The organism is Myceligenerans crystallogenes (genome assembly GCF_039529775.1).
Classification (GTDB): Bacteria; Actinomycetota; Actinomycetes; order Actinomycetales; family Cellulomonadaceae; genus Myceligenerans; species Myceligenerans crystallogenes.
Window position 1 is genome coordinate 83,743 of the sequence record NZ_BAAANL010000005.1, and the last position, 19,503, is coordinate 103,245.

19 protein-coding genes and 1 pseudogene are annotated in these 19,503 nt (G+C 73.4%); 2 read left to right on the forward strand and 18 right to left on the reverse strand.

Annotated features, from left to right (window positions below; genetic code table 11):
* Nucleotides 1–42 precede the first annotated feature (42 nt).
* The 4 genes and pseudogenes from lgt to ABD208_RS12850 all read right to left on the reverse strand — a co-directional run.
* Nucleotides 43–1,014 (reverse strand): annotated as a pseudogene (gene lgt, locus ABD208_RS12835) (prolipoprotein diacylglyceryl transferase); the annotation flags it as partial.
* A gap of 98 nt (nt 1,015–1,112) precedes the next feature.
* Nucleotides 1,113–2,462, reverse strand: coding sequence for a class II 3-deoxy-7-phosphoheptulonate synthase (locus tag ABD208_RS12840; RefSeq protein ID WP_344103413.1), 1,350 nt, complete (start codon nt 2,460–2,462; stop codon nt 1,113–1,115).
* 19 nt (nt 2,463–2,481) lie between these two features.
* On the reverse strand, nt 2,482–3,708 hold the full coding sequence (locus tag ABD208_RS12845; RefSeq protein ID WP_344103416.1) for a pyrophosphate--fructose-6-phosphate 1-phosphotransferase: 1,227 nt from the start codon (nt 3,706–3,708) through the stop codon (nt 2,482–2,484).
* Between the two features lie 109 nt (nt 3,709–3,817).
* Nucleotides 3,818–4,552, reverse strand: a complete 735-nt coding sequence (locus ABD208_RS12850) for a lysophospholipid acyltransferase family protein (RefSeq protein ID WP_344103418.1) — start codon at nt 4,550–4,552, stop codon at nt 3,818–3,820.
* Nucleotides 4,553–4,616: 64 nt separating this feature from the next.
* Between ABD208_RS12850 and ABD208_RS12855 the strand changes: the two genes are divergently transcribed.
* The gene (locus tag ABD208_RS12855; RefSeq protein ID WP_344103420.1) at nt 4,617–5,339 is read left to right on the forward strand and encodes a hypothetical protein; all 723 of its coding nucleotides are present in this window, start codon (nt 4,617–4,619) and stop codon (nt 5,337–5,339) included.
* 51 nt (nt 5,340–5,390) lie between these two features.
* On the opposite strand, the gene ABD208_RS12860 is transcribed toward ABD208_RS12855, so the two are convergent.
* The gene (locus tag ABD208_RS12860; protein ID WP_344103422.1) at nt 5,391–7,214 is read right to left on the reverse strand and encodes an AMP-dependent synthetase/ligase; all 1,824 of its coding nucleotides are present in this window, start codon (nt 7,212–7,214) and stop codon (nt 5,391–5,393) included.
* Between the two features lie 253 nt (nt 7,215–7,467).
* Here ABD208_RS12860 and ABD208_RS12865 point away from each other — a divergent pair, with 253 nt between their 5' ends.
* On the forward strand, nt 7,468–8,412 hold the full coding sequence (locus ABD208_RS12865; protein ID WP_344103426.1) for an ROK family glucokinase: 945 nt from the start codon (nt 7,468–7,470) through the stop codon (nt 8,410–8,412).
* Nucleotides 8,413–8,471: 59 nt separating this feature from the next.
* Here ABD208_RS12865 and ABD208_RS12870 read toward each other — a convergent pair whose 3' ends face one another.
* The 13 genes from ABD208_RS12870 to ABD208_RS12930 form a co-directional block, all read right to left on the reverse strand.
* Nucleotides 8,472–9,050, reverse strand: coding sequence for an SRPBCC family protein (locus ABD208_RS12870; protein ID WP_344103428.1), 579 nt, complete (start codon nt 9,048–9,050; stop codon nt 8,472–8,474).
* A gap of 441 nt (nt 9,051–9,491) precedes the next feature.
* Nucleotides 9,492–11,123, reverse strand: a complete 1,632-nt coding sequence (locus ABD208_RS12875; RefSeq protein ID WP_344103430.1) for a cytochrome P450 — start codon at nt 11,121–11,123, stop codon at nt 9,492–9,494.
* A 17-nt stretch (nt 11,124–11,140) separates the two neighbouring features.
* Nucleotides 11,141–12,049 carry an alpha/beta hydrolase gene (locus ABD208_RS12880; RefSeq protein ID WP_344103432.1) on the reverse strand — a complete coding sequence of 303 codons (909 nt, stop codon included), beginning with the start codon at nt 12,047–12,049 and terminating at the stop codon, nt 11,141–11,143.
* Nucleotides 12,046–12,780 carry a DsbA family protein gene (locus tag ABD208_RS12885; RefSeq protein WP_344103434.1) on the reverse strand — a complete coding sequence of 245 codons (735 nt, stop codon included), beginning with the start codon at nt 12,778–12,780 and terminating at the stop codon, nt 12,046–12,048. The genes ABD208_RS12880 and ABD208_RS12885 overlap by 4 nt, the downstream gene beginning before the upstream one ends.
* The gene (gene fabG, locus ABD208_RS12890) at nt 12,777–13,514 is read right to left on the reverse strand and encodes a 3-oxoacyl-[acyl-carrier-protein] reductase (protein ID WP_344103436.1); all 738 of its coding nucleotides are present in this window, start codon (nt 13,512–13,514) and stop codon (nt 12,777–12,779) included. The genes ABD208_RS12885 and fabG overlap by 4 nt, the downstream gene beginning before the upstream one ends.
* On the reverse strand, nt 13,511–14,512 hold the full coding sequence (locus ABD208_RS12895; protein WP_344103438.1) for an ApeP family dehydratase: 1,002 nt from the start codon (nt 14,510–14,512) through the stop codon (nt 13,511–13,513). The genes fabG and ABD208_RS12895 overlap by 4 nt, the downstream gene beginning before the upstream one ends.
* A complete protein-coding gene (locus ABD208_RS12900; protein ID WP_344103440.1) occupies nt 14,509–15,417 on the reverse strand; it encodes a phosphopantetheine-binding protein in 909 nt (302 codons plus the stop codon). The genes ABD208_RS12895 and ABD208_RS12900 overlap by 4 nt, the downstream gene beginning before the upstream one ends.
* The gene (locus ABD208_RS12905) at nt 15,414–16,493 is read right to left on the reverse strand and encodes a beta-ketoacyl synthase N-terminal-like domain-containing protein (protein ID WP_344103443.1); all 1,080 of its coding nucleotides are present in this window, start codon (nt 16,491–16,493) and stop codon (nt 15,414–15,416) included. Before ABD208_RS12905 ends, ABD208_RS12900 begins: the two co-directional genes overlap by 4 nt.
* Before the next feature lie 10 nt (nt 16,494–16,503).
* Complete coding sequence (locus ABD208_RS12910; RefSeq protein ID WP_344103446.1) at nt 16,504–16,983, reverse strand: hypothetical protein; 480 nt, start codon at nt 16,981–16,983, stop codon at nt 16,504–16,506.
* On the reverse strand, nt 16,983–17,393 hold the full coding sequence (locus ABD208_RS12915) for a hypothetical protein (protein ID WP_344103448.1): 411 nt from the start codon (nt 17,391–17,393) through the stop codon (nt 16,983–16,985). Before ABD208_RS12915 ends, ABD208_RS12910 begins: the two co-directional genes overlap by 1 nt.
* Entirely contained in the window at nt 17,390–17,689 is a 300-nt protein-coding gene (locus tag ABD208_RS12920; protein ID WP_344103450.1) for a hypothetical protein, read from the reverse strand. Before ABD208_RS12920 ends, ABD208_RS12915 begins: the two co-directional genes overlap by 4 nt.
* The gene (locus ABD208_RS12925) at nt 17,686–18,639 is read right to left on the reverse strand and encodes an alpha/beta hydrolase (protein ID WP_344103452.1); all 954 of its coding nucleotides are present in this window, start codon (nt 18,637–18,639) and stop codon (nt 17,686–17,688) included. Before ABD208_RS12925 ends, ABD208_RS12920 begins: the two co-directional genes overlap by 4 nt.
* Entirely contained in the window at nt 18,636–19,499 is an 864-nt protein-coding gene (locus tag ABD208_RS12930; RefSeq protein ID WP_344103454.1) for an SDR family oxidoreductase, read from the reverse strand. The genes ABD208_RS12925 and ABD208_RS12930 overlap by 4 nt, the downstream gene beginning before the upstream one ends.
* Between the last annotated feature and the right edge of the window lie 4 nt (nt 19,500–19,503).

A 19,503-nucleotide genomic window follows, 5' to 3' on the forward strand; every position in this document is an offset into this window, starting at 1 on the left:
CTTCTCCCGAGCCTCGGTCTTCTCGACCTCGTCCTCCTCCGGGGTGTCCTGCGTGGTCTCCCCCGCGGACGACTCGTCACCGGTGGGCGGGTCCCCCCCGACCTTGACGTCGCCGGCGGCGGGCGCGTCGTCCGACGCGGCTGCGGCGCCCTCGGCGGCCGGTTCGCGACCCGGGGTGTAGACCGATTCCTCGGGCTCCGGGTGCCGGCGGCCGCGGAGCACGAACAGGGCGATGCCAAGCAGGACCACCACGATCGAGGCCGCGGAGTTCGCGGGCAGGCCCGCGACGGTGTCGCTCGTCGGGTCGATACGCAGCAGCTCCAGCCAGACGCGGCCGGCGCCGTACCAGACGAGGTAGAGCCCGAACAGGCGGCCCCAGCGCAGGTGGAACCGCTTGTCGAGGGCGAGCAGCAGCGCCGCGCCCGCGAGGTTCCACAGCGCCTCGTACAGGAACAGGGGGTGGAACAAGGTCCCCTCGGCCAAGCCGTCGGGGTACATCGCCTTGTACATGGCCGCGTTCGGGTCGATCTCCAGGCCCCACGGCAGCGTCGTCGGCCCGCCGAACAGCTCGTGGTTCCACCAGTTGCCGCCGCGCCCGATCGCCTGGGCGATCAGCATCGCGGGCGCCAGCGCGTCCGCGAACGACCAGAAGCGCAGCCCCGCGATCCGGCACGCGATCCACACGCCCAGGGCGCCGCCGATCAGCCCGCCGAAGATCGCGTTGCCGCCGTCCCAGATCCGCACGACGTCCCAGACGTCGTCGTTCCCGAAGTAGTCCGACGTGTGCGTGAGCACGTGGTAGATGCGCGCGCCCACGATGCCGAGCGGCACGGCCCACAGCACGATGTCGAGCACGACCTCCGGCGGCGCGCCGCGCCGGGTCAGCCGCCGCTGCGTGAGCCACGCGGCCACGCCGATCCCGGCCAGCAGCCACAGGGCGTAGATGTGGAGGTTCAACGGTCCCAGGGGGATGGCGTTCCACTCCAGGGGCGGGCTGGGGATCGACTGAACCACGTGGCGGGCTGCCTCTCTCGTCGCACTGCTCGTCGGCCGGCACGGGCCGCGCTGCGGAGATTACCGCAGTGCGGCCCCTGTACCGGTACCGCTACCTGCTACTGCCGGATCATCTCCGCCACCTGGAAGGCGAGTTCCAGCGACTGCTGGTGGTTCAGGCGCGGGTCGACGAGCGTCTCGTAGCGCAGCGCGAGGCCCGCGTCCGAGATCTCCTCCGCCCCGCCGAGCACCTCGGTCACGTCGTCGCCCGTGAGCTCGACGTGCAGGCCGCCCGGCACCGTGCCGACCGCGCGGTGCACCTCGAAGAAGCCCGCGACCTCGTCCAGCACGTCCGACAGCCGGCGCGTCTTGTACCCGGACTCCGAGGTGATCGTGTTGCCGTGCATCGGGTCCGTCACCCAGGTGACGTTCGCGCCCGCCCACGTGACCGCCTCGACCAGGCCGGGCAGCACGTCGCGGATCCTGCCCGCGCCCATCCGGGTGATGAACGTCAGCCGGCCCGGGGTGTTCTCCGGGTTCAGCTTCTCGAACAGGGCCAGGGCGTCCGCGGGCGTCGTCGTCGGGCCGAGCTTAACGCCGATCGGGTTGGCCACGCGGGACAGGAAGTCCACGTGCGCGCCGTCGAGCTGACGCGTGCGCTCACCGATCCACAGGAAGTGGCCGCTGGTGTCGTACGCCTTGCCCGTGCGCTGGTCGTGGCGGGTCAGCGCCCGCTCGTAGTCCAGGATCAGCGCCTCGTGGCCCACGTAGAACTCGACCGAGCGCAGCGCGTCGAAGTCCGCACCGCAGGCGTCCATGAACCGGATCGCGCGGTCGATCTCGTCGGCCGTGCGCTCGTACGCCGCGTACGCCGGGTTCTGCATGAAGCCCCGGTTCCACTCGTGCACCTGGCGCAGGTCGGCGTGGCCGCCCGTGGTGAACGCGCGCACGACGTTCGCCGTCGCCGACGAGATGCGGTACGCCTGCGCCAGCCGCTCCGGGTCCGGTACGCGCGACTCGGGGGTGAACGCGTGCCCGTTGACCATGTCACCGCGGTAGGCGGGCAGGGTCACGCCGTCGCGCGTCTCGTCGTTGCTCGAGCGCGGCTTGGCGTACTGGCCCGCCATGCGGCCCATCTTCACCACGGGCGTCGAGGCGCTGTGCGTGAGGATGACGGCCATCTGCAGGATGGTGCGCACCTTGTTGCGGATCCGGTCGGCGTGCGCGTCGTCGAACGACTCCGCGCAGTCACCGCCCTGCAGCAGGAACGCCTCGCCCCGCCCGGCGGCGGCGAGTCGCTCGGTCAGGGTGTCGGCCTCGGACGGGCTCGCCAGGGGCGCGGCGTGCTCCAGCCGCGCGGTCACGGCGGCCAGCGCGCCGGCGTCCGGCCAGACCGGCTGCTGGCGTGCCTCGAGCGTGCGGAAGTGGTCCAGGCCCTCGTGGAGCCCGGCGTCTGCGATCGTGCTCATGGCGTGCCCGTCCCGGCCGTCAGTGGGCGGCCTGGGCCGCGGGCACGAGCGGCTGGCCGAGGTCGGCGAGCAGCTCGCCGAACCACGGCGCCGAGGTGTCGAACGCCTTGCCGCCCGCGATCCGCGGGAACGGGATCGCCTTCAGCTTGTCACCGTCCTCCTCGTCGTGGCCGACGACGCCGGACTCGGCGCGCAGCGCCGCCTCCACCGCGTAGTCGGTCATCGACTTGATGAGGCGCAGGTCCTCCGTGTTCGCGGCCGCGGCGCGCGAGTAGTAGCCGGACTTCTGCACCATGACCTTCTCGGCGCCCAGCTTCTCGGCGAACTGCTTGGCGAACCACTGGCCCGGGTTCACGAAGTCGAGCTTCACGTGCCCGAACGGGTCACGCTGCACCTCCTCGCCGGCGGCCTCGAGCTGCGCGACGATCTCGTTCAGGCCCGCGCCCTCCGACAGGAAGATGTTCACGTTGCCCTGCTCGTCCATGATCGCGCGCAGGCGCTTGGCCTCGGCGTCGATGTCGATCTCCAGCTCCGGCAGGAACACCGCGTGGATGTCCCAGCGCTCGCGGGTCAGGCCCAGGCTCGGCACCCACTCCTGGGTGTCCAGCCACTTGCGGTACTCGGCGGCCGTCGCGGCGGTCAGCCAGCCGCAGTGGCGGCCCATGACCTCGTGGATGATCAGCATGCGCGGGCCGACGCGGTTCTCGCCGATGACGTTCGCGGCGAACCGCGCGCCCTCCTCGGCGGCGGTCCAGGCGCCCAGCGACTGGCGGATCGGCACCACGTCGTTGTCGATGGTCTTGGGCAGGCCCACCACCGTCAGGTCGTAGCCGTTCTCGTGCAGGTAGGCAGCGAGGTCCGCGGCGGTGGTGTTCGTGTCGTCGCCGCCGATGGTGTGCAGGACGTCGACGCCGTCGGACTTGAGCTGCTCCGCCGCGACGTGCAGCGGGTTCTGGCCCTCCTGCACGAGCCCGCGCTTCACGCAGTCCTTGACGTTGGTCAGCTTCACGCGCGAGTTACCGATCGGCGACCCGCCGAACCGGTGCAGGATGCCCGCCTTCTTGCGCGCCTCGTCGTCGACGACGACCTTGGTACCCGTCAGCAGGCCGTGGTAGCCGTGCTGGTAGGCGATGATCTCGATCGTGGAGTCGAGCTCGGTGTACCGCTCGATCAGACCACCGACCGCCGATGACAGGCAGGGGGCGAAGCCCCCGGCGGTCAGCAGAGCCACACGACGAACAGCCATCGCAGTTGCACCTCTCGGTTCGCAGGAGTTCTCAGCCCTCATCCTAGTGAGCGACACCGGCACCCGGCCCCCGGTTGTCCACAGACCGGTCAGGCTGTTTTCGGCGGAGTCACGACGCGGGCCGCTGCGTCGGCAGGTACCGGGTCGCCGGCGTCGGCTCCCGCCCGGCCGCCGTCGCCGACTTCTCCGTCGCGGCGTACACGTCGACATACTCCTGGTCCGACAGCGCCAGGATCGCCTCCATGATCTCGTCGGCGACCCGCCGCAGCGTGGCGTGGTCGCCCGCCTTGCCGGCAAGGTGCGAGAAGTCCAGCGGCTCCCCGATCCGGGCGCCGAGCGGCATGAACCTCGGCACGACGCGCCCCGCCGGCTGCGCCTCGTCCGTCCCCACCATCACCACCGGGATGACCGGCACGCCGGTCTCCAGCGCCATCCGCGCCACGCCCGTCTTGGCCTTGTACAGCCGCCCGTCCGGGCTGCGCGTGCCCTCCGGGTAGATGCCCAGCAGATCCCCCTCGCGCAGCACCCGGACCCCGGTGCTGATCGCCGCCTCGCTCGCCGCACCCCCGGCCCGGTCCACGGGGATCGTCCCGATCCCGGTCATGAACCAGGCGGTGATCCGCCCCTTGAGCCCCTTGCCCGTGAAGTAGTCCGACTTCCCGAGGAACTTCACCTGCCGCGGCAGCATCAGCGGCAGCAGGAACGAGTCGATCACCGCCAGGTGGTTCCCCGCGAGGATCGCCGCGCCGCGCCGCGGCACGTTCTTCCTCCCCTCCACCCAGGGCCGGTACGCGAGCCGCAGCAACGGCCCCACCAGGACATGCTTCATCACCCAGTAGAACAAGACTCCTCCTCGTGCCCCCGCGGTGTGTCCGCCCGGGTCGCTTCCGCAAATTAGAGTGTGCCCCATGGCCGCTTCGAACACGGACGACCGCGACGACGACCTGCCCGAGGAACCGGCGCCCCCCGCCGACCGTAGCGAAGACGCTGCTCGGGACACCACTCCGCGCCCCGGGGAGGCCGCCGCGCGTTCCGGCGAGCCCGCCGCACGGCCCGGGGAACTGCCCGACGAGGCCGTCGACGCCCGCTTCGCCGACCTCATAGCCTCCCTCGGCGATCTCGGTGCCACCCCGTCCCCGGCACCCCGCACACCCTTCCCGGAACCGTCCGACCTGCACGAGGGCCTCCGGCCCGCCGGCCCGGCCGGCACCGTCCCGCCCGACGGCGCCCGCGAGGACGACGCCACGACCCGCGGCACGCCCGGACTCGCCGACGACGCCGCGACGGCTCCCCAGGGTTCCGTCCCGCGCCCCGCCGGGCCGCGCGACTGGCCGGTCACCCCGGAGGTCGAGGCCCTGGAGGAGGCCGAGGGCCACTTCAGCCCCCCGGAGCCGGAACCCCTCCTGACCGACAAGGACCCCCTGGCCACCATGGCCTGGTTCGCCGTGGGCGGCATCCCGATCCTGGCCCTGATCAGCGTCATCCTGGTCGCGGCCGTGCCGTCGCTCCAGATCCCGCCCCTGGTCGGCCAGGTCGCCCTGGGCCTGTTCGCCCTCGGCCTGGGCGTCCTCCTGTGGCGCATGCCCCACCGCCGGGACCCGGAGGACAACGACCCCGGCGCCGTCGTCTGACACGACGAAGCCGTCCGGACCGCGAACGGTCCGGACGGCTTCGGCACGGCCTCAGATCAGGTGCAGGCTGTCCTTGTTCTTGTCCTGGTACAGCCGCTCGATGTCGTCCGCGAAGTCCTTCAGCACGATCGCGCGCCGCACGGAGAACTTCGGCGTGAGGTACCCGTTCTCGATGGTCAGGTCACCCGGGATCACCGTGAACTTGCGGATCGACTCGGCCTTGGAGACCGCGTTGTTCGCCCGCAGCACCACCTGGTCGAGGGCTGCCAGCACGTCCGGGTCCCGCCGCGCCTCGTCCGCGCTCATCCCGGGCTTGCCCTCCATCTTCAGCCAGCCGGGCAGGCCCTCCGCGTCGAGCGTGATGATCGCGCCGATGTACGGCTTGTTGTCGCCGACGACGACGCACTGGCTGACCAGCGCGTGCGCGCGGATCCTGTCCTCCAGGACCGACGGCGCCACGTTCTTGCCGCCCGCGGTGACGATGATCTCCTTCTTGCGGCCCGTGATCGTCAGGACGCCGCGCTCGTCGATCTCGCCGAGGTCACCGGTGTGGAACCAGCCGTCGGCGGTGAAGGCCTCCGCGGTGGCCTCGGGGTTGTTGTGGTAGCGGGCGAAGACGCCGATGCCCTTGAGCATCACCTCGCCGTCGTCGGCGATCGCCATGCTGCAGCCCGGCAGCGCCGGGCCGACCGACCCGACCTTCTGCAGCTGCAGCTTGTTCACGCTGGTCGGCGCCGTGGTCTCGGTCAGGCCGTAACCCTCGAGGATGTTGACCCCGAGGCCGCGGTAGAAGTGCCCGAGGCGCTCACCCAGCGGGCCGCCGCCGGAGACGGCGTGCTGCGCCTGCCCGCCGAGCTTCGCCCGCAGCTTGGAGAACACCAGCGCGTCCGCGACCTTGTGCCGCAGCCGCAGCCCCAGGCCGGGACCCTGCGGCGCGTCGAGCGCCCGCGAGTACTCGATGGCCGTGCGTGCCGCCCAGTGGAAGATCTTGACCTTGCCGCCCGCGGCGGCCGTCTGCTCCGCGGAGTTGTAGACCTTCTCGAAGACGCGCGGCACCGCGAGGATGAACGTCGGCCGGAACGTGCCGAGCGCGTCCACCAGGGTCGTCGTGTCTCCCCAGTGGCCGGTGACCGTGCCGGAGGCGACGGCGAGCATGTGGATGAACCGCGCGAAGATGTGGGCCATCGGCAGGAACAGCAGCAGGCGACCGCCCTCGACGAACACCTCCGGGTTGTCCTTGACCGCGTTCACCGGGAGTTCCGTGAGGTTGCCGTGCGTCAGCTCCACGCCCTTGGGGCGGCCCGTCGTCCCCGAGGTGTAGATGATGGTCGCGACGTCGGCCTTGCCCGCGAGCGCGCGACGGCGCTCGATCTCGGCGTCGTCCACGCCCGTGCCCTCGGCCATGAGGGCCTCGACCGCGCCGTCGGCGATCACCAGGATCTCGCGCAGGTCGGCCAGCGAGTCGTGCACGGAGCTGATCGTCTCGGCGTGGGCCGCGGTCTCGGCGAAGACGATCGTCGCCTTCGAGTCGCCGCAGATCCACTCGACCTGCTCGGCGCTGGAGGTCTCGTAGATCGGCACGGTGACGGCACCGGCCGCCCAGACGGCGAAGTCCAGCAGCGCCCACTCGTAGCGCGTGGCGGACATGACGGCGACGCCGTCGCCGGGCTGGACGCCCCGGGCGACCAGGCCCTTCGCGGCCGCGGTCACCTCGGCGGCGAACTGGGCCGACGTGACCGGGGTCCAGCCGCCGGCACCGTCCGGGCGCTCCATCAGCGCAGCACCCGGATCCTCGGCGACCCGATCGGCGAGCAGGCTGCTCGTGTTGTAGGTGGGGGGCAGCTCGACCAGCTGCGGAGCGTGGACCTCGTTCATGCTGACTCCAGTGACAGTGAAGATCGTGGCTGCCAACATACCCGGAAAGGTGCGCTTACAGGTACACCGAGTATCAGGTTGTTATGAGATCGGGTATCAGGCGGCAATTTCCGGCAGTGCACACCACGCGGACGGGGTGCCGCCGCCTTCCCGGCGACGGATACTCTGGTGTTCGCGCCCGTGCGCCGGCCCCGCCGGGCTGGATCGCCGGGCGCTTGCCACGAGTATCCCTGCGACAGTGAAGGACGACGTCATGCACGCCATCGGAGTCGACATCGGCGGCACGAAGATCGCCGTGGGCGTGGTCGACGAGGACGGGCAGATCCTCGCCCAGACGCGTCGTGAGACGACCGCCGACGACGTCGCCGGTATCGACCGGGCCATCGCCGACGCCGTCACCGAGCTGTCCAAGGAGCACGAGGTCGGCGCCATCGGCCTCGCGGCGGCGGGCTTCATCAGCCCGGACCGCACCGGCGTGAACTTCGCCCCGAACATCGCGTGGCGCGAGTACCCGCTGGCGGAGAAGGTCCGCGCGCTGATCGACCTGGACGCCCCGATCGTCGTCGAGAACGACGCCAACGCGGCCGGCTGGGCCGAGTTCCGGTACGGCGCCGGCAAGGCCGCCACGGACATGATCATGCTGACCGTCGGGACGGGCCTGGGCGGCGCGGTGATCGTGGGCGGCGAGCTGGTACGCGGCAAGTGGGGCGCCGCCGCCGAGGTGGGCCACATGCGCATGGTCCCGGAGGGGCACTACTGCGGCTGCGGGCACGAGGGCTGCTGGGAGCAGTACGCGTCCGGGTCGGCGCTGGTGCGCGACGCGCAGCACGCCGCGATCGCCCAGCCCGGCCGCGCCGCCCGGCTGCTGGAGCTCGCGGGCGGCTCCGCCGAGGGCATCAAGGGGCCGCAGGTGACGCAGGCCGCCGCGGAGGGCGACGAGCTCGCGATCGAGCTGCTCGCCGTGCTCGGCAAGTGGATCGGCGAGGGCGCGGCGTCGGTGGCGGCGCTGCTCGACCCGGAGATCTTCGTGATCGGCGGCGGCGTCGGCGCGGCGGGCGAGCTGCTGCTCGGCCCGGTGCGCAACGGCTACGAGGCGCAGCTGTCCGCGCTCGGGCACCGGCCCGTGGCGCAGATCGAGCTGGCACGGCACGGCAACGAGGCGGGGATCGTCGGCGCGGCCGACCTCGCGCGCCGCTGAGCATCCCGCGACGCCCGGCCCCGGCGGGGCCGGGCGTCGTCGTACCCGTGTGGGCGCGGCTACGGCCGGTCGTGGCGGCCCTCCGCCAGGTCCCGCAGCGTGTACAGCTGCTTGCGCATCATCAGCAGGTCCCCCCAGGCGAGGCCGAGGCGGCGGGCGGAGCTCAGCGCCCCGCCGCCCGCCGCGAGCCGGAGCACCGCGATCAGCCGGCTGCCCTCGCCCTCGGGCCGCACCGCGTAGGTGACCCTGACCTGGCCGAACAGCCGCAGGCCCGGCCCGTCGTGCAGGTAGATCGACAGGTCGGAGCCCGGTGCGACGTGCTCGGCGGTGAAGATCGTCATGATCCGCTGACCGGGCTGCAGCGGCGGCAGCCCGGTGCGCAGCGCCCGCGGGCTGCGCCGGCCCAGGTTGTCGAGCCAGTCGTAGCTGTACGGGGCGACCCGCAGGTTCCCGAGCCAGGCCCACACGGTCTCGGCGGGGGCCGCCACCGACACCGCCCGCAGCAGCCGCAGGTCGCCGGACCCCGCCAGCTCGTCGCAGGGATACCGCGCGGCGTCCTCGGCGGGGGTGGCCCCCCAGATCCACGGCATCCGGTGTGATCCGGCCGTTCCCGGCACTCGTTCCGCAGAGCTGGTCATCGAATTACTCCAGATACTGTCTGGTGAGGGGGTATCATGGACCTTACAGACATTTTATTCACCCCAGAGGGAGTTATGGCCACAGATCCGTCGCCCTCGCTCGTCCCGGTGGAAGAGTCCGAGGACGAGTTGTACCGGCTCCGGCAGCGCGCCTTCGAGCTGGCACACGACATCGAGCGGGTGCGCGAGTGCACCGACCGCTCCCCGATGCGCAAGACCGACGTGCGAGAGCTCGACGCCCAGGCCGTCAAGGCGATCTCGCTGTCGAAGTCGTCCGTCGTCATGGTCGCCACCGTCTCCCTGACCTCGGCCGAGTCCCGCCCGGCGATCGCCCGCGAGCTGTTCGCGGCCGCCGCCCGGGGCGTCCATGTGTCGCTCCTGTTCAGCCCGCACGACCTCAAGGTCGCCCGCACGGTCGAGACCCTGGACCAGATGCGGCGCTCAGGCATCCAGGTCCGGATCGCGATGCACGCGCCGTCGATCACCCTGCTCATCGTCGACCGGCAGGTCGCGCTGTTCCGCCCGGTCCGGCCGGGCGAGCAGGGAATCGTGCTGTACGGGACACAGGTTGCCTCCGCCCTCGCCCAGCTCGCCCTGGCCTACTGGAGCCGCAGCTACGCCCCCAAGGGTGACAACCTCTCCGGCACCGGGGCCAGCCAGCTCACCCCCCACCAGCGGCGGCAGGTCCTCGCGCTCCTGGTCTCCGGCGACACCGACGCCACGGCCGCCCGGGTGCTCGGTGTGTCCGTACGGACATTCCGCCGGTACGTGCGGCTGCTCATGGACGAGCTCGGCGCGAACTCCCGCTTCGAGGCGGGGTTCCTGGCCGCCGAGCGCGGCTGGCACACCCCCCTGATGGCCCACGGGCACCAGTGGCTCGGCAGCCCGATCGGCGAGCCGGGTGATCTCGACGGGTAGATGGTCCAGGCCGCGCACCACGTTGTTGAGGTGACGGCGCGCGGGGCCGCAGGTGAAGGTCTCGACCTGCCGGGCGAACGCGTGGAGCACGGCGTGCGACTCGAGCCGCGCGAGCCCGGCGCCCACGCAGTTGTGGACGCCGTGCCCGAGCGCCAGGTGGTCCCGCGGGTCCCGGTCGAGGTCGAACCGGTCGGGATCGGCGTACTTGCGCTCGTCGCGGCAGGCCGAGGCGTAGTTGAGCATGACCCGCTGCCCGGCGGGCACGCGCACCCCGCCGATCTCGGTGTCGTGCGTGACGGTTCGCGTCATCATCTGCACCGGCGGGTCGTGCCGGAGCACCTCGCGCACCGCCTGCGGCACGAGCCGGCCGGGATCCTGGCGGACGCGCCGCCACGCGTCGGGGTTCTCGCCCAGCAGGCGCAGCGCGTTGCTCACCGAGTTGATCGTCGTGTCGACGCCCGCGACGAGGTAGGTGGAGACGAGCCCGGCCGCCGTCGTGCGGTCGATCTCACCGTCCTCGACCGCCCGGTAGAACGTCTCGCCCGCGCCGCCCGGGAGCAGGTGGGGCGGCACGGCGACCGTCGAGAGGTACTTCAGCAGCTCGTGGTACTGGGGAAACGCCCCCAGGGTGCGCTCGTTGATGGGCCCGAAGCTGTTGATCCCGGCGTCCGCGAGCCGCAGGATCTCCGAGCGGTCCTGCAGCGGCAGCCCCAGGAACGCGCACACGACGCTCAGCGGGAAGACCCGCGCGAGGTCGTTCACGGCGTCGAACCGTCCCCGCGCCACCAGGGTGGCCACCAGCGCCTCCGCCTCGGCGTCGACCTGCGCCTGCACGGACCGGAAGCGGGGGGTGTTCAGGTCCCGCATGAGGATCTCGCGCAGCAGGCGGTGGGTCTCGCCCTCCGAGGTCAGCACCGCCGTCCCGGCCGAGAGCCGGTTGAACTGGTAGGACATCCCCACGCCCTGGTGCGCGGAGAACGTGTCCGGCGCCGCCAGGCACGCCTTCACGTCGGCGTACCGGCCCACGAACCACACGTCGTGGCGGGGCAGGTACACCGCGGGACCGACGTCCCGCAACTGGCGCAGTACCGGGTAGGGGTCCTGCAGGACGTCGTCGTCGAACAGGTCGATCTCCGAGAGCTCCGCCACGTTCACGTGGTCGCCTCCAAGGGTTAGCGGGGTTCCTCGCGGAACTCCTCGAGAAACTCGGTCAGGGTCGCGCGGTAGGCCTCCGGGTCGTGCTTGACGGATTCCAGGTGGCCGCCCGGCAGCACGACGCAGCGTGCCCGGGCGTAACGGGCGGCCATGGCCCGCACCTCGTCGGCGGCCATGATCGCGTCGCCGGCGCCGACGACGAACAGCATCGGCGTTCGGTCGAGCGCGCCCTGGGACGCCGGAGGTGGCCACTCGCCCGCGAGCAGCGCGGTCGCCCGCGCGGCGCACGCCGCGACCACCTGCCGCCCCCAGGGGTTCGCCAGGATCCAGCGCGGCAGGGGCAGCGCGCCCGCCTGCGCGAACCGGGTCACGATGCCCGGGATGTCGGACGCCGGCCCGCTGTCGCAGACGACGGCGCCGATCCGGGACTCGACCCGCAGCGCGTAGACGCTCGGGAACGAGCTGAACGAGAACCCGTACGCGAGCACGGGGCGCTCGTCGCCGAACCGCGCGGCCGCGAAGTCCGCGGCCGCCCGGATGTCCAGGGTGAAGCGGTCGGCCATCCCGGGCCGGACCGCGTCGTGGCCGGACAGGCCGTGGTTCCGGTGGTCGTACAGGACGACGCCGTACCCGGCCTCGTGCAGCAGCGCCGCCTGGCGCAGGCTGGCGGACTTGGTCAGCCCGATCCCGTGCCCGACGATCGCCGTCCCGGCCGGGCCGCCGGGGCCGTCCGTGTCGCCCGGCCCGCCCGACGGCGGTTCGATCACCCACAGGTGCAGGTCGACGCCGTCCGGCGTCGTGCACGTGGCCTCGGCGGCGTCGAGACCGAACTCGGCCGGGCGGCGATGATGGCCCCGGCGCGGCGGCGAGAACATGCGGTTCGCGATGGTCTCGCCGACGCGCCGGGCCCCGGGCAGCGCCGTCATCCGCAGCCGCCGGCGTGGTCGCCGCCGCCGAGGTCGGGCTCGCGCACGGCCGAGCCGAGGTAGTCCTCGACCGGGGGCGGCTCGGCCTTCTCGTGCGCCGCCGCGGCCAGGGGCAGCCTGTCGACGCCCCAGTACGGCTCGCGCCCGACGACGATCATCGGCACGCCGAACACGCCGTGCCGCTGGACCTGCTCGAGCGCCTCGCCGCCCCAGGCCCGGACCTGCGGGTCGTCGACCGCGTCCGCGAGCGCCGGGTCGAGCCCGGCGCGGCGGGCGCTGTCGGCCACGACGGCGCGGTCGAGGATGTCCTCGCCCCGTTCCCAGCGGGCCGCCGTGAGGTCCAGGGCGAGTTCCCGGCCCGAGACGGCGTCGGCCCGCAGGGCGGCGACGACGGCCAGGCTGGGCACGTCCCACTGGGGGTCCCGCTCGACGGGCCAGGTCGGGGTGAGGCCGAGCCCGCCCGCGATCCGGCGCACGTCGCGCAGGATGTAGAGGTGCTTGGCGCGGGACATGGCGACGTAGGGGAAGTCGATCCGCCGCTCGGCGACCTCGGTGGCCATGGCCTCGCCGGGCTCGAAGAAGACCCGGAGCTCGGCGTCGGCCCACAGCTCGGGCCAGCGCTTCTGGGCGAGCCGGATGGCGAGCCAGCTGTACGGGCTGCGCAGCGAGAGGTACCAGATCGTCGGCTTGCCGGTGCTGTTGGTGGTCCCGGCCGTCCGCGGCGTGCTCACAGCGTCAGGCCCCCGTCGACGCCGAGCACCTGCCCGGTGATGTAGGAGGCGCGGTCGGACACCAGGAAGGAGATGGTGTCGGCCACCTCCTGCGCGCTGCCGAACCGGTTGGCCGGGACGGTCTTGGCCGCCTTGGCGCGGGCCTTCTCGGGCAGGGCGGCGGTCATGTCGGTCTCGATGAAGCCGGGCGCGACGACGTTCACGCGCACGCCGTGCCGGGCCACCTCCTTCGCGAGCGAGCGGCCGAGGCCGATGATGCCCGCCTTGCTGGCCGCGTAGTTGGCCTGGCCGGCGTTGCCGTACACCCCGGCGACCGAGCTCAGCAGCACGATCGAGCCGCGCTGGCGCTTCATGAACTCGTAGGTGACCGCGCGGCACGCCGCGAAGGTTCCCGTGAGGTTCACGTCGATGACCTGCGACCATTCCTCCGGCGCCATGAGCGCCAGCGGCTTGTCGCGGGTGATGCCCGCCGAGCAGACCAGGGCCTCGATGGGCCCGAGTTCCTGCTCGACCCGGTCGGCGAACGCCCGGGTGTCCTCCACCGATGCGGCGTCGACCGCCGCGGCGAGGCCACGGCGTCCGGCGGCCTCGATCCCGGCGACGACCTTGGCGGCCTCCTCCGAGCGGCTGGAGTACGTGATGGCCACGTCGTAGCCGTCGGCGGCGAGGCGCAGCGCCACGGCCGCGCCGATGCCGCGGGATCCTCCGGTCACGAGTGCGACGGGGTTCGTCATCGTGCCACCTCCTGGTTCTCGTCCTGCGCTGTGTTCGCTGTGTTCGCGGCGTCTGCCGTGCCGCCCGCGTTCGCGGCGTTCCGGGCCTGCCCGGGATCGGGCAGCTCGGACGCCGGGCGGCGTCCGATGGTGAGCTGACCGACCCGGAGCACCTCCCGGTCACCGGCCCGGCTGCTCCCGCTGAGCACGGCGGCGCCGCCGGAGTCGGCCACGAGGGTCACCTCGTGCGTGAGCGTCGTGCCGGCCGGGGCCGGGGCGCCGAAGGTGACCTCGCGGGCGCCGCCGAACAGCAGCACGGAGCCGGTGCGGACGTCGGGCGTGGGCTCGTGCCAGGTCGTCAGCATCGCCGCGGCCTGCGCCCACGACTCCACCACCAGCGGCCACGGCATGGCGCCCGCGGCGCCGTCCGGCGTCGCGCCGCCCGCCCCGGCCGTCACGGTGTAGGTCGCGGTGACGGCGGCGCCCGGCTCGACCGACTCGACGCGGTCGAGCAGCAGCATGGGCGGGCGGTGCGGCAGGATCTCCTCGGGGCGGGGATAATCCGCCGACGGAGCCGAGGAGGCCGGCGGGGCGGCCGCCTCCGCGGGCCCGCCGGGCTCACGGGCCTCACCGGCCACGTCGAGGTCGACGGTCGCCACGGCGGTGCCGTCCTCGTGGCTCAGCGCGTACCGGGGACGGCCGCGCCGCTCGGTGCGGTCGAGCAGGATCCGCTGGCCGGGAAAGACCGGGGCGCGGAAGCGCACCGACGGCACGCCCGTCCACCGGTCCCCGAGCTCGGGCACGCCGAGGCGGAACGCCTCGGCGGACGCCGCGATCTCCACGAGGAAGACGCCCGGGACGATCGGGTAGCCGGGGTAGTGCCCGGCCAGCGCCGGGTGCCCGACGGGCAGGACCGCCGAGTACCGCTCGGTCCCGCCCGCCGCGTCGTCCGGGCCGGCCTCACGGGTGAGGCCGGCGCCGGCCAGCCGGGTGACGACCTCCGCCGGTGCGGTCGTCACGCGGTCTTCTCCAGTTCCTCGCTCAGCAGGTTGTAGGCGGCCTGCAGGGAGGTGACCTCGGGAAGGCGCTCCTCCTTGAGCTTCACCTTGTAGCGGCGCTCCAGCACCATGGTCACCTCGAGCGCCATCAGGGAGTCCACGTCGAGGTCGTCCGTGAAGCTCGCCTCGTCGGTGACGTCCTCGACGTCCTGGTCGATGGTGTCCGCGATGAGGTGACGGAGCTCTTCCTTGTCGAGCGCAACAGCCATGACTTCCTCCTGGGTTGATGTGGTGGAAAGGGGAAACGAGGGGACGGCTCCCGGGCGGGCGCCGTCGAGATGGTGGTCGGGCACCGGTCCGGCGGACCGGGCCACGACGTGGACGAGGTCCGCCGGCGTGCCGTGATGGACCACCGACGTGTGGTGGAGCCGGCCGTGCCCCGGCAGCGCGGTCCGGCGCAGGCCCGTGGCGCGGCCGTCGAGCTCGAGGGCGGCGTCGCGGAACCGGACGCGGCGCAGCGGGAGGGCCAGCCCCACGCCGAGCGCCTTCAGGCCCGATTCCAGCGCCACCCAGCCGTCCAGCACGGAACACGGCTCACCGGCCCGGCCGGCGAGGCCCGCCGTCGCCAGCCGTTCGGCGATCGGGCCGGGCTCGCGCAGCGGACGGCACGCCTCGATGTCGACCCCGACGGGCCGCGTCGAGGCGGCCGCGGCCACACCCTGCCGGGAGTGCGACCAGGAGACCCAGACGCGGCGGCCGTCCTGGGTACCGAGCGGACGCCGGCCCGCGCGCGAACGCAGCCGGACCGGCGACCAGCTCCCGGTCAGGACGCGGACGGCCTGGACCGCCAGCGCCCGCGCCGCGCGCCGCTCGTCACCCCGGGCGATCTCGCCGTCGCAGGTCAGCACGACCGTGCTCGGCCTCACGGCGTCTCCCCGCCGGTGCCCTGCGGCAGCCGCACCAGGGCGACGTGCACGGCACCCTCGCGGTCGGTCCCGGTGACCAGCGCGACGTCGTCGGGCCCGTCGGCGCCCTGTGCGCGCAGCGCCGCGAGCGCCGCCTGGAGCTGCACCAGCCCGGACGCGGAGCCGATGTCGCCGGTGTGCGCGGCGGTGTCCACGACGACGACGGACCCGAGGTCGCCGCCCTCGACGAGCCGTGCCAGGCCCTTCGACTCGGGCGACGCCGGGTCGGCGTCCCGCGGTGCGACGACGCGGACGCGCAGGGGCGCGGCGGACTCGCCGTCCTTGCCTGCCAGGACGCGCTCGCCCAGCTTCGCCAGCACGGACTCGGCCGACTCGGGGTCGAACGCCAGGGCGGAGTCCAGGCCCAGGATCTCGCCGATCGGCGCGTCGCCGCTGCCCGGCGACCGCACCAGCACCGCGGCGGCGCCCTCGCCGAGCGCCCCGGCGTCGATGCCCCAGGCCCGCTCGATCCCGGCGCGGGCCGCGGAGAGCTCCTCGCTCGCGCCCACGACCATGGTGGCGGCGTGGCCGCTGTGCAGCAGGCGCACCGCGTAGGCCAGCGCGGTGAACGAGCCGACGTGTCCCGTGGTGACCGTCGCGTTCGGCCCCTGGATCCGGTAGCGGATGGCGCACTGGCCGGCCGCGAAGTTCATGACCGTGTTCGGGAACCGGGCGGGGTCGACGTGGTACGGCTTGGCGCCGGTGAACGAGTCCCGGGTGAAGTCGAAGGTGGACTGGATGCTGCCCATGGTGGTCGCGAGCACCAGCCCGACGTCGGGCTGGTCGACCGCCTCGGCGTCCGCCGAGGTGATCGGCGTCATCCCCGGCAGGCGCCCCACCGCGTGCATCGCCAGGCCCGCCGCGCGGTCCAGCGTGCGCGTTCCCTTGCGGCCCAGGTCGCGCTTGAGGTCGAAGTCGACGCTCGTGCCCGCCGTCTCCTGCGGCCCGGCCGCGGGGCGCGGCCCGAGCAGCTCGGCCGGGTCGTCCTGGTTCAGCACCAGGCTCGCGGCCGTGATCTCGGCCAGTGTCGTGCGCATCAAGTGCCTCCTAGGCATACCAGACGTGGTCATGGGTGACGAGCTCCTCGAGGGTCCGCTCCGGCGGCACCAGCTCGAAGTGCCCGGTGAGGGCTGTGGTCAGGCCGTACTCGCCGGCCGCGCGGGCGTCCACGAGGACGGTCATCCCCGACGCCATCGCGGCGAGCAGGCTCCGCGCCCCGGCGAACGCGCCGTGCGCGTCGCCGTCGGGGGCGTGCCCGGCAGCGTCACCGTCGGGGGCGTGCCCGACGGCGTCGTCGCGCTCGCCCGTGTCGCCGACGACGCCGCCCGCCGCGCCGGCGCCCTGCTCGACCGCGGCGGCGCCCTGCTCGACCGCGGCGGCCGCCAGCAGGACCCCCTGGCCGGTCAGCAGGATCGACGCCGTACCGAACTGGAGCATGGCGACGCGCGCCAGGTGCACGGCGTCGGCGAACTGCCGCTCGAGCGCGCCGCGGAACGGCCGGTCCACGATGATCAGGACGGACGACATCACAGCCTCCCGACGGTGATCGTGCGCCGCGCCGCGGCGACGAACCTTGGATAGAACATGGCCGGGCGCGTGCGGACGCCGTCGACGTGCGTGGTGGCGCCCCGCTCGTGGCTGCAGAAGTGGCACACCGCCCACTCGAACCGCCCGGCGTGCCGGGCGAGCAGGTCCCCGGCGAAGGCGGCGCTCGTGGGGTGGTCGGCCTCGCGGTCGAAGACGTTGACCGGCTTGACGCGCTCGAGGCTCGCCTGGGTGAGCAGCGTCGAGTTGCCGCACGCCCACACGCTCACGTCCGCGCCGCGCTCGAGCATCGCGCTCGCCAGCTGCAGCGCCGTGCCGACCGCGTCGGACTCGTGGGGCGACCCCATGAGGGTGAAGAGGAAATCGCGCGCCGTGACCTCCTGCCGGCTCATCGCCAGACCACCTTCGTCCGCTCGTCCAGCAGGAGCGCGGCGACGTCGTCGTGGCTCCGCCGCGCCGCGGCGCCGACGCGGTCGCGCAGGCCCCGGCGGCGCAGCGCGGCGTCGTCGTACAGCACCTCGATGCCGCACCCGGTGAGCTCGGCCGCGCGGCCGCCCACGACGGCGTCGACGACGAAGTCGTCCGTGACGACGACGGTCACCGGGTGACCGGCGCGCGCCAGGAGCTCCGGCAGCGGCTCGCCGCCGGGCTGCTCCGGGCTGCTGAGCAGGAACAGCCAGGGCGTCATGACGCCCCCATCCCGGCCCCGCCGACCCCGGAACCGACGTGGTACCCGTCGCGCAGGTGCTCGTCGAAGAAGCCGATCACCTGCTCCCGGTAACCCGCCGGGTCCGACGTGATGGCCGCCAGGTGCGACGCCCGCCGCGCGACCCAGGTCCGCACGTCCGGGAGGTACGGGGTCATGGCCGTCACCTCGTCGGCCGGCAGGAGCCGGTCGCGGCCGCCCGCGACCAGCAGCACCGGCAGCTCGCAGCCGGAGCGCGGCCAGCGGCGGCCGACCGCGAGGATCAGGGCGGCCGCGGACGGCGCCACGACCTCGATCACGCGGCGGGCCGCCGGGGTGGACACGCGCTCGTCGCGCCACGCGAGCGCCGTCGCGAACCGCGCGATGGCGCGGCGGATGTCGATGACCGGGCCGCTGTCGCAGACCACGGCCCGCAGGCCGAGGCGGTCGGCGTCCGTGGTCGCGCCCGCGCTGACCGCGGGCCAGGTGGAGAACGACATCGACAGGCAGCCGATCGCCCCGCTCACGCGGGGGTCGCTGCGCAACTGGCTGAGCGCGTCGAGCAGATCCGAGGTGTACCTGGAGGACATCGCGGTGACGCTGCGGCACCGGCCGCTCGCGCCGTGGTTGCGCATGTCGACGGTCAGCACGTGGTAGCCCGCCTGGTGCAGCAGCTCCACGTGCGCGAGGGTCTCCGAGCGCGAGCGCCCGACACCGTGCTGGACCAGGACGGCGTCCGGCCCGGTGCCCTCGACGAACCATCCCTCGATGTCGATCCTGTCGCGGTGGGTCCGCCAGTTCCAGGTCTCGAACTCCAGGCCCCGGGACTCCGGGGTGTCCCCCAGCGGGCGGGGCGCGGGATGGTAGACCTGCCAGGCGATGCCGACGCCCAGCCAGACGGCACGCACCGGTGCCGTGGCCGTGCGCCAGAGTCCTCGGATCCGCTCGATCACGTCGTCAGCCCCTCCCCGCCGTCGGCGGCGACGACGTTGCCGGTCATCCAGCTGCTGCGGGTCGCCACCAGGGTGGAGACGATCTCCGCGACGTCGTCGGTGGTGGTCAGTCGCTCGTGGGGGTTCGCCGCCAGGGCGACCTCGGCGAGCCGGGCGCTGCCGGGGATGCGGTCGAACGACGGCGTGATCGTCACCCCGGCGCGGACCGCGTTGACCGCGACGCCGTAGGGCGCCGCCTCGACCGCGAGCTGCCGCACGTGCGCGAGCAGCGCGGCCTTGGCCGCCGACACCGCACCGTAGGACGTGCTCACCTTCGTGTCGCCCGCGCTGGTCATCGCCATGACGTGGCTGCCCTGGCCGAGGAGGCCCGAGTCGATCAGCTCGCGCGTCCACCAGACGAGCGAGTGGGCCATCACCTCCAGCGTCATCGTCATCTGGCGGGACGACAGCAGCGCCTTGTCGTCCCGGGGCTCACCCGGCCGCGGCAGGTACGGCAGCAGCGAGCCGAAGGCGAGGGAGTGGAACAGCAGGCCGACGCGCACCGGGTGCGCCGGGTCCGCCGGCTCGGTCCCCGCGAGCCCGGCGACGATCTCCGCGCAGGTCTCCCGCGACGCCGCGTTGGCGTTCACGAACCGGACCTCCACGCCGGTGGCGCGCAGCTCGTCGGCCAGGCGGTCCGCCTCCTCCGCACGCGCCGCGGTGTCCAGGTGCACGCCGAGGACCGACATCCCCTCGGCGGCCAGGCGCCGGGCCACCGCCGCGCCCATCCCGCTGGAGGCCCCGAGGACGACGGCCCACTCCCCCGTCCGGGGGCCCTGGGCGTGCGCGGTCCGCACACGGGATTCGACGTCTGTGCTCATGAGG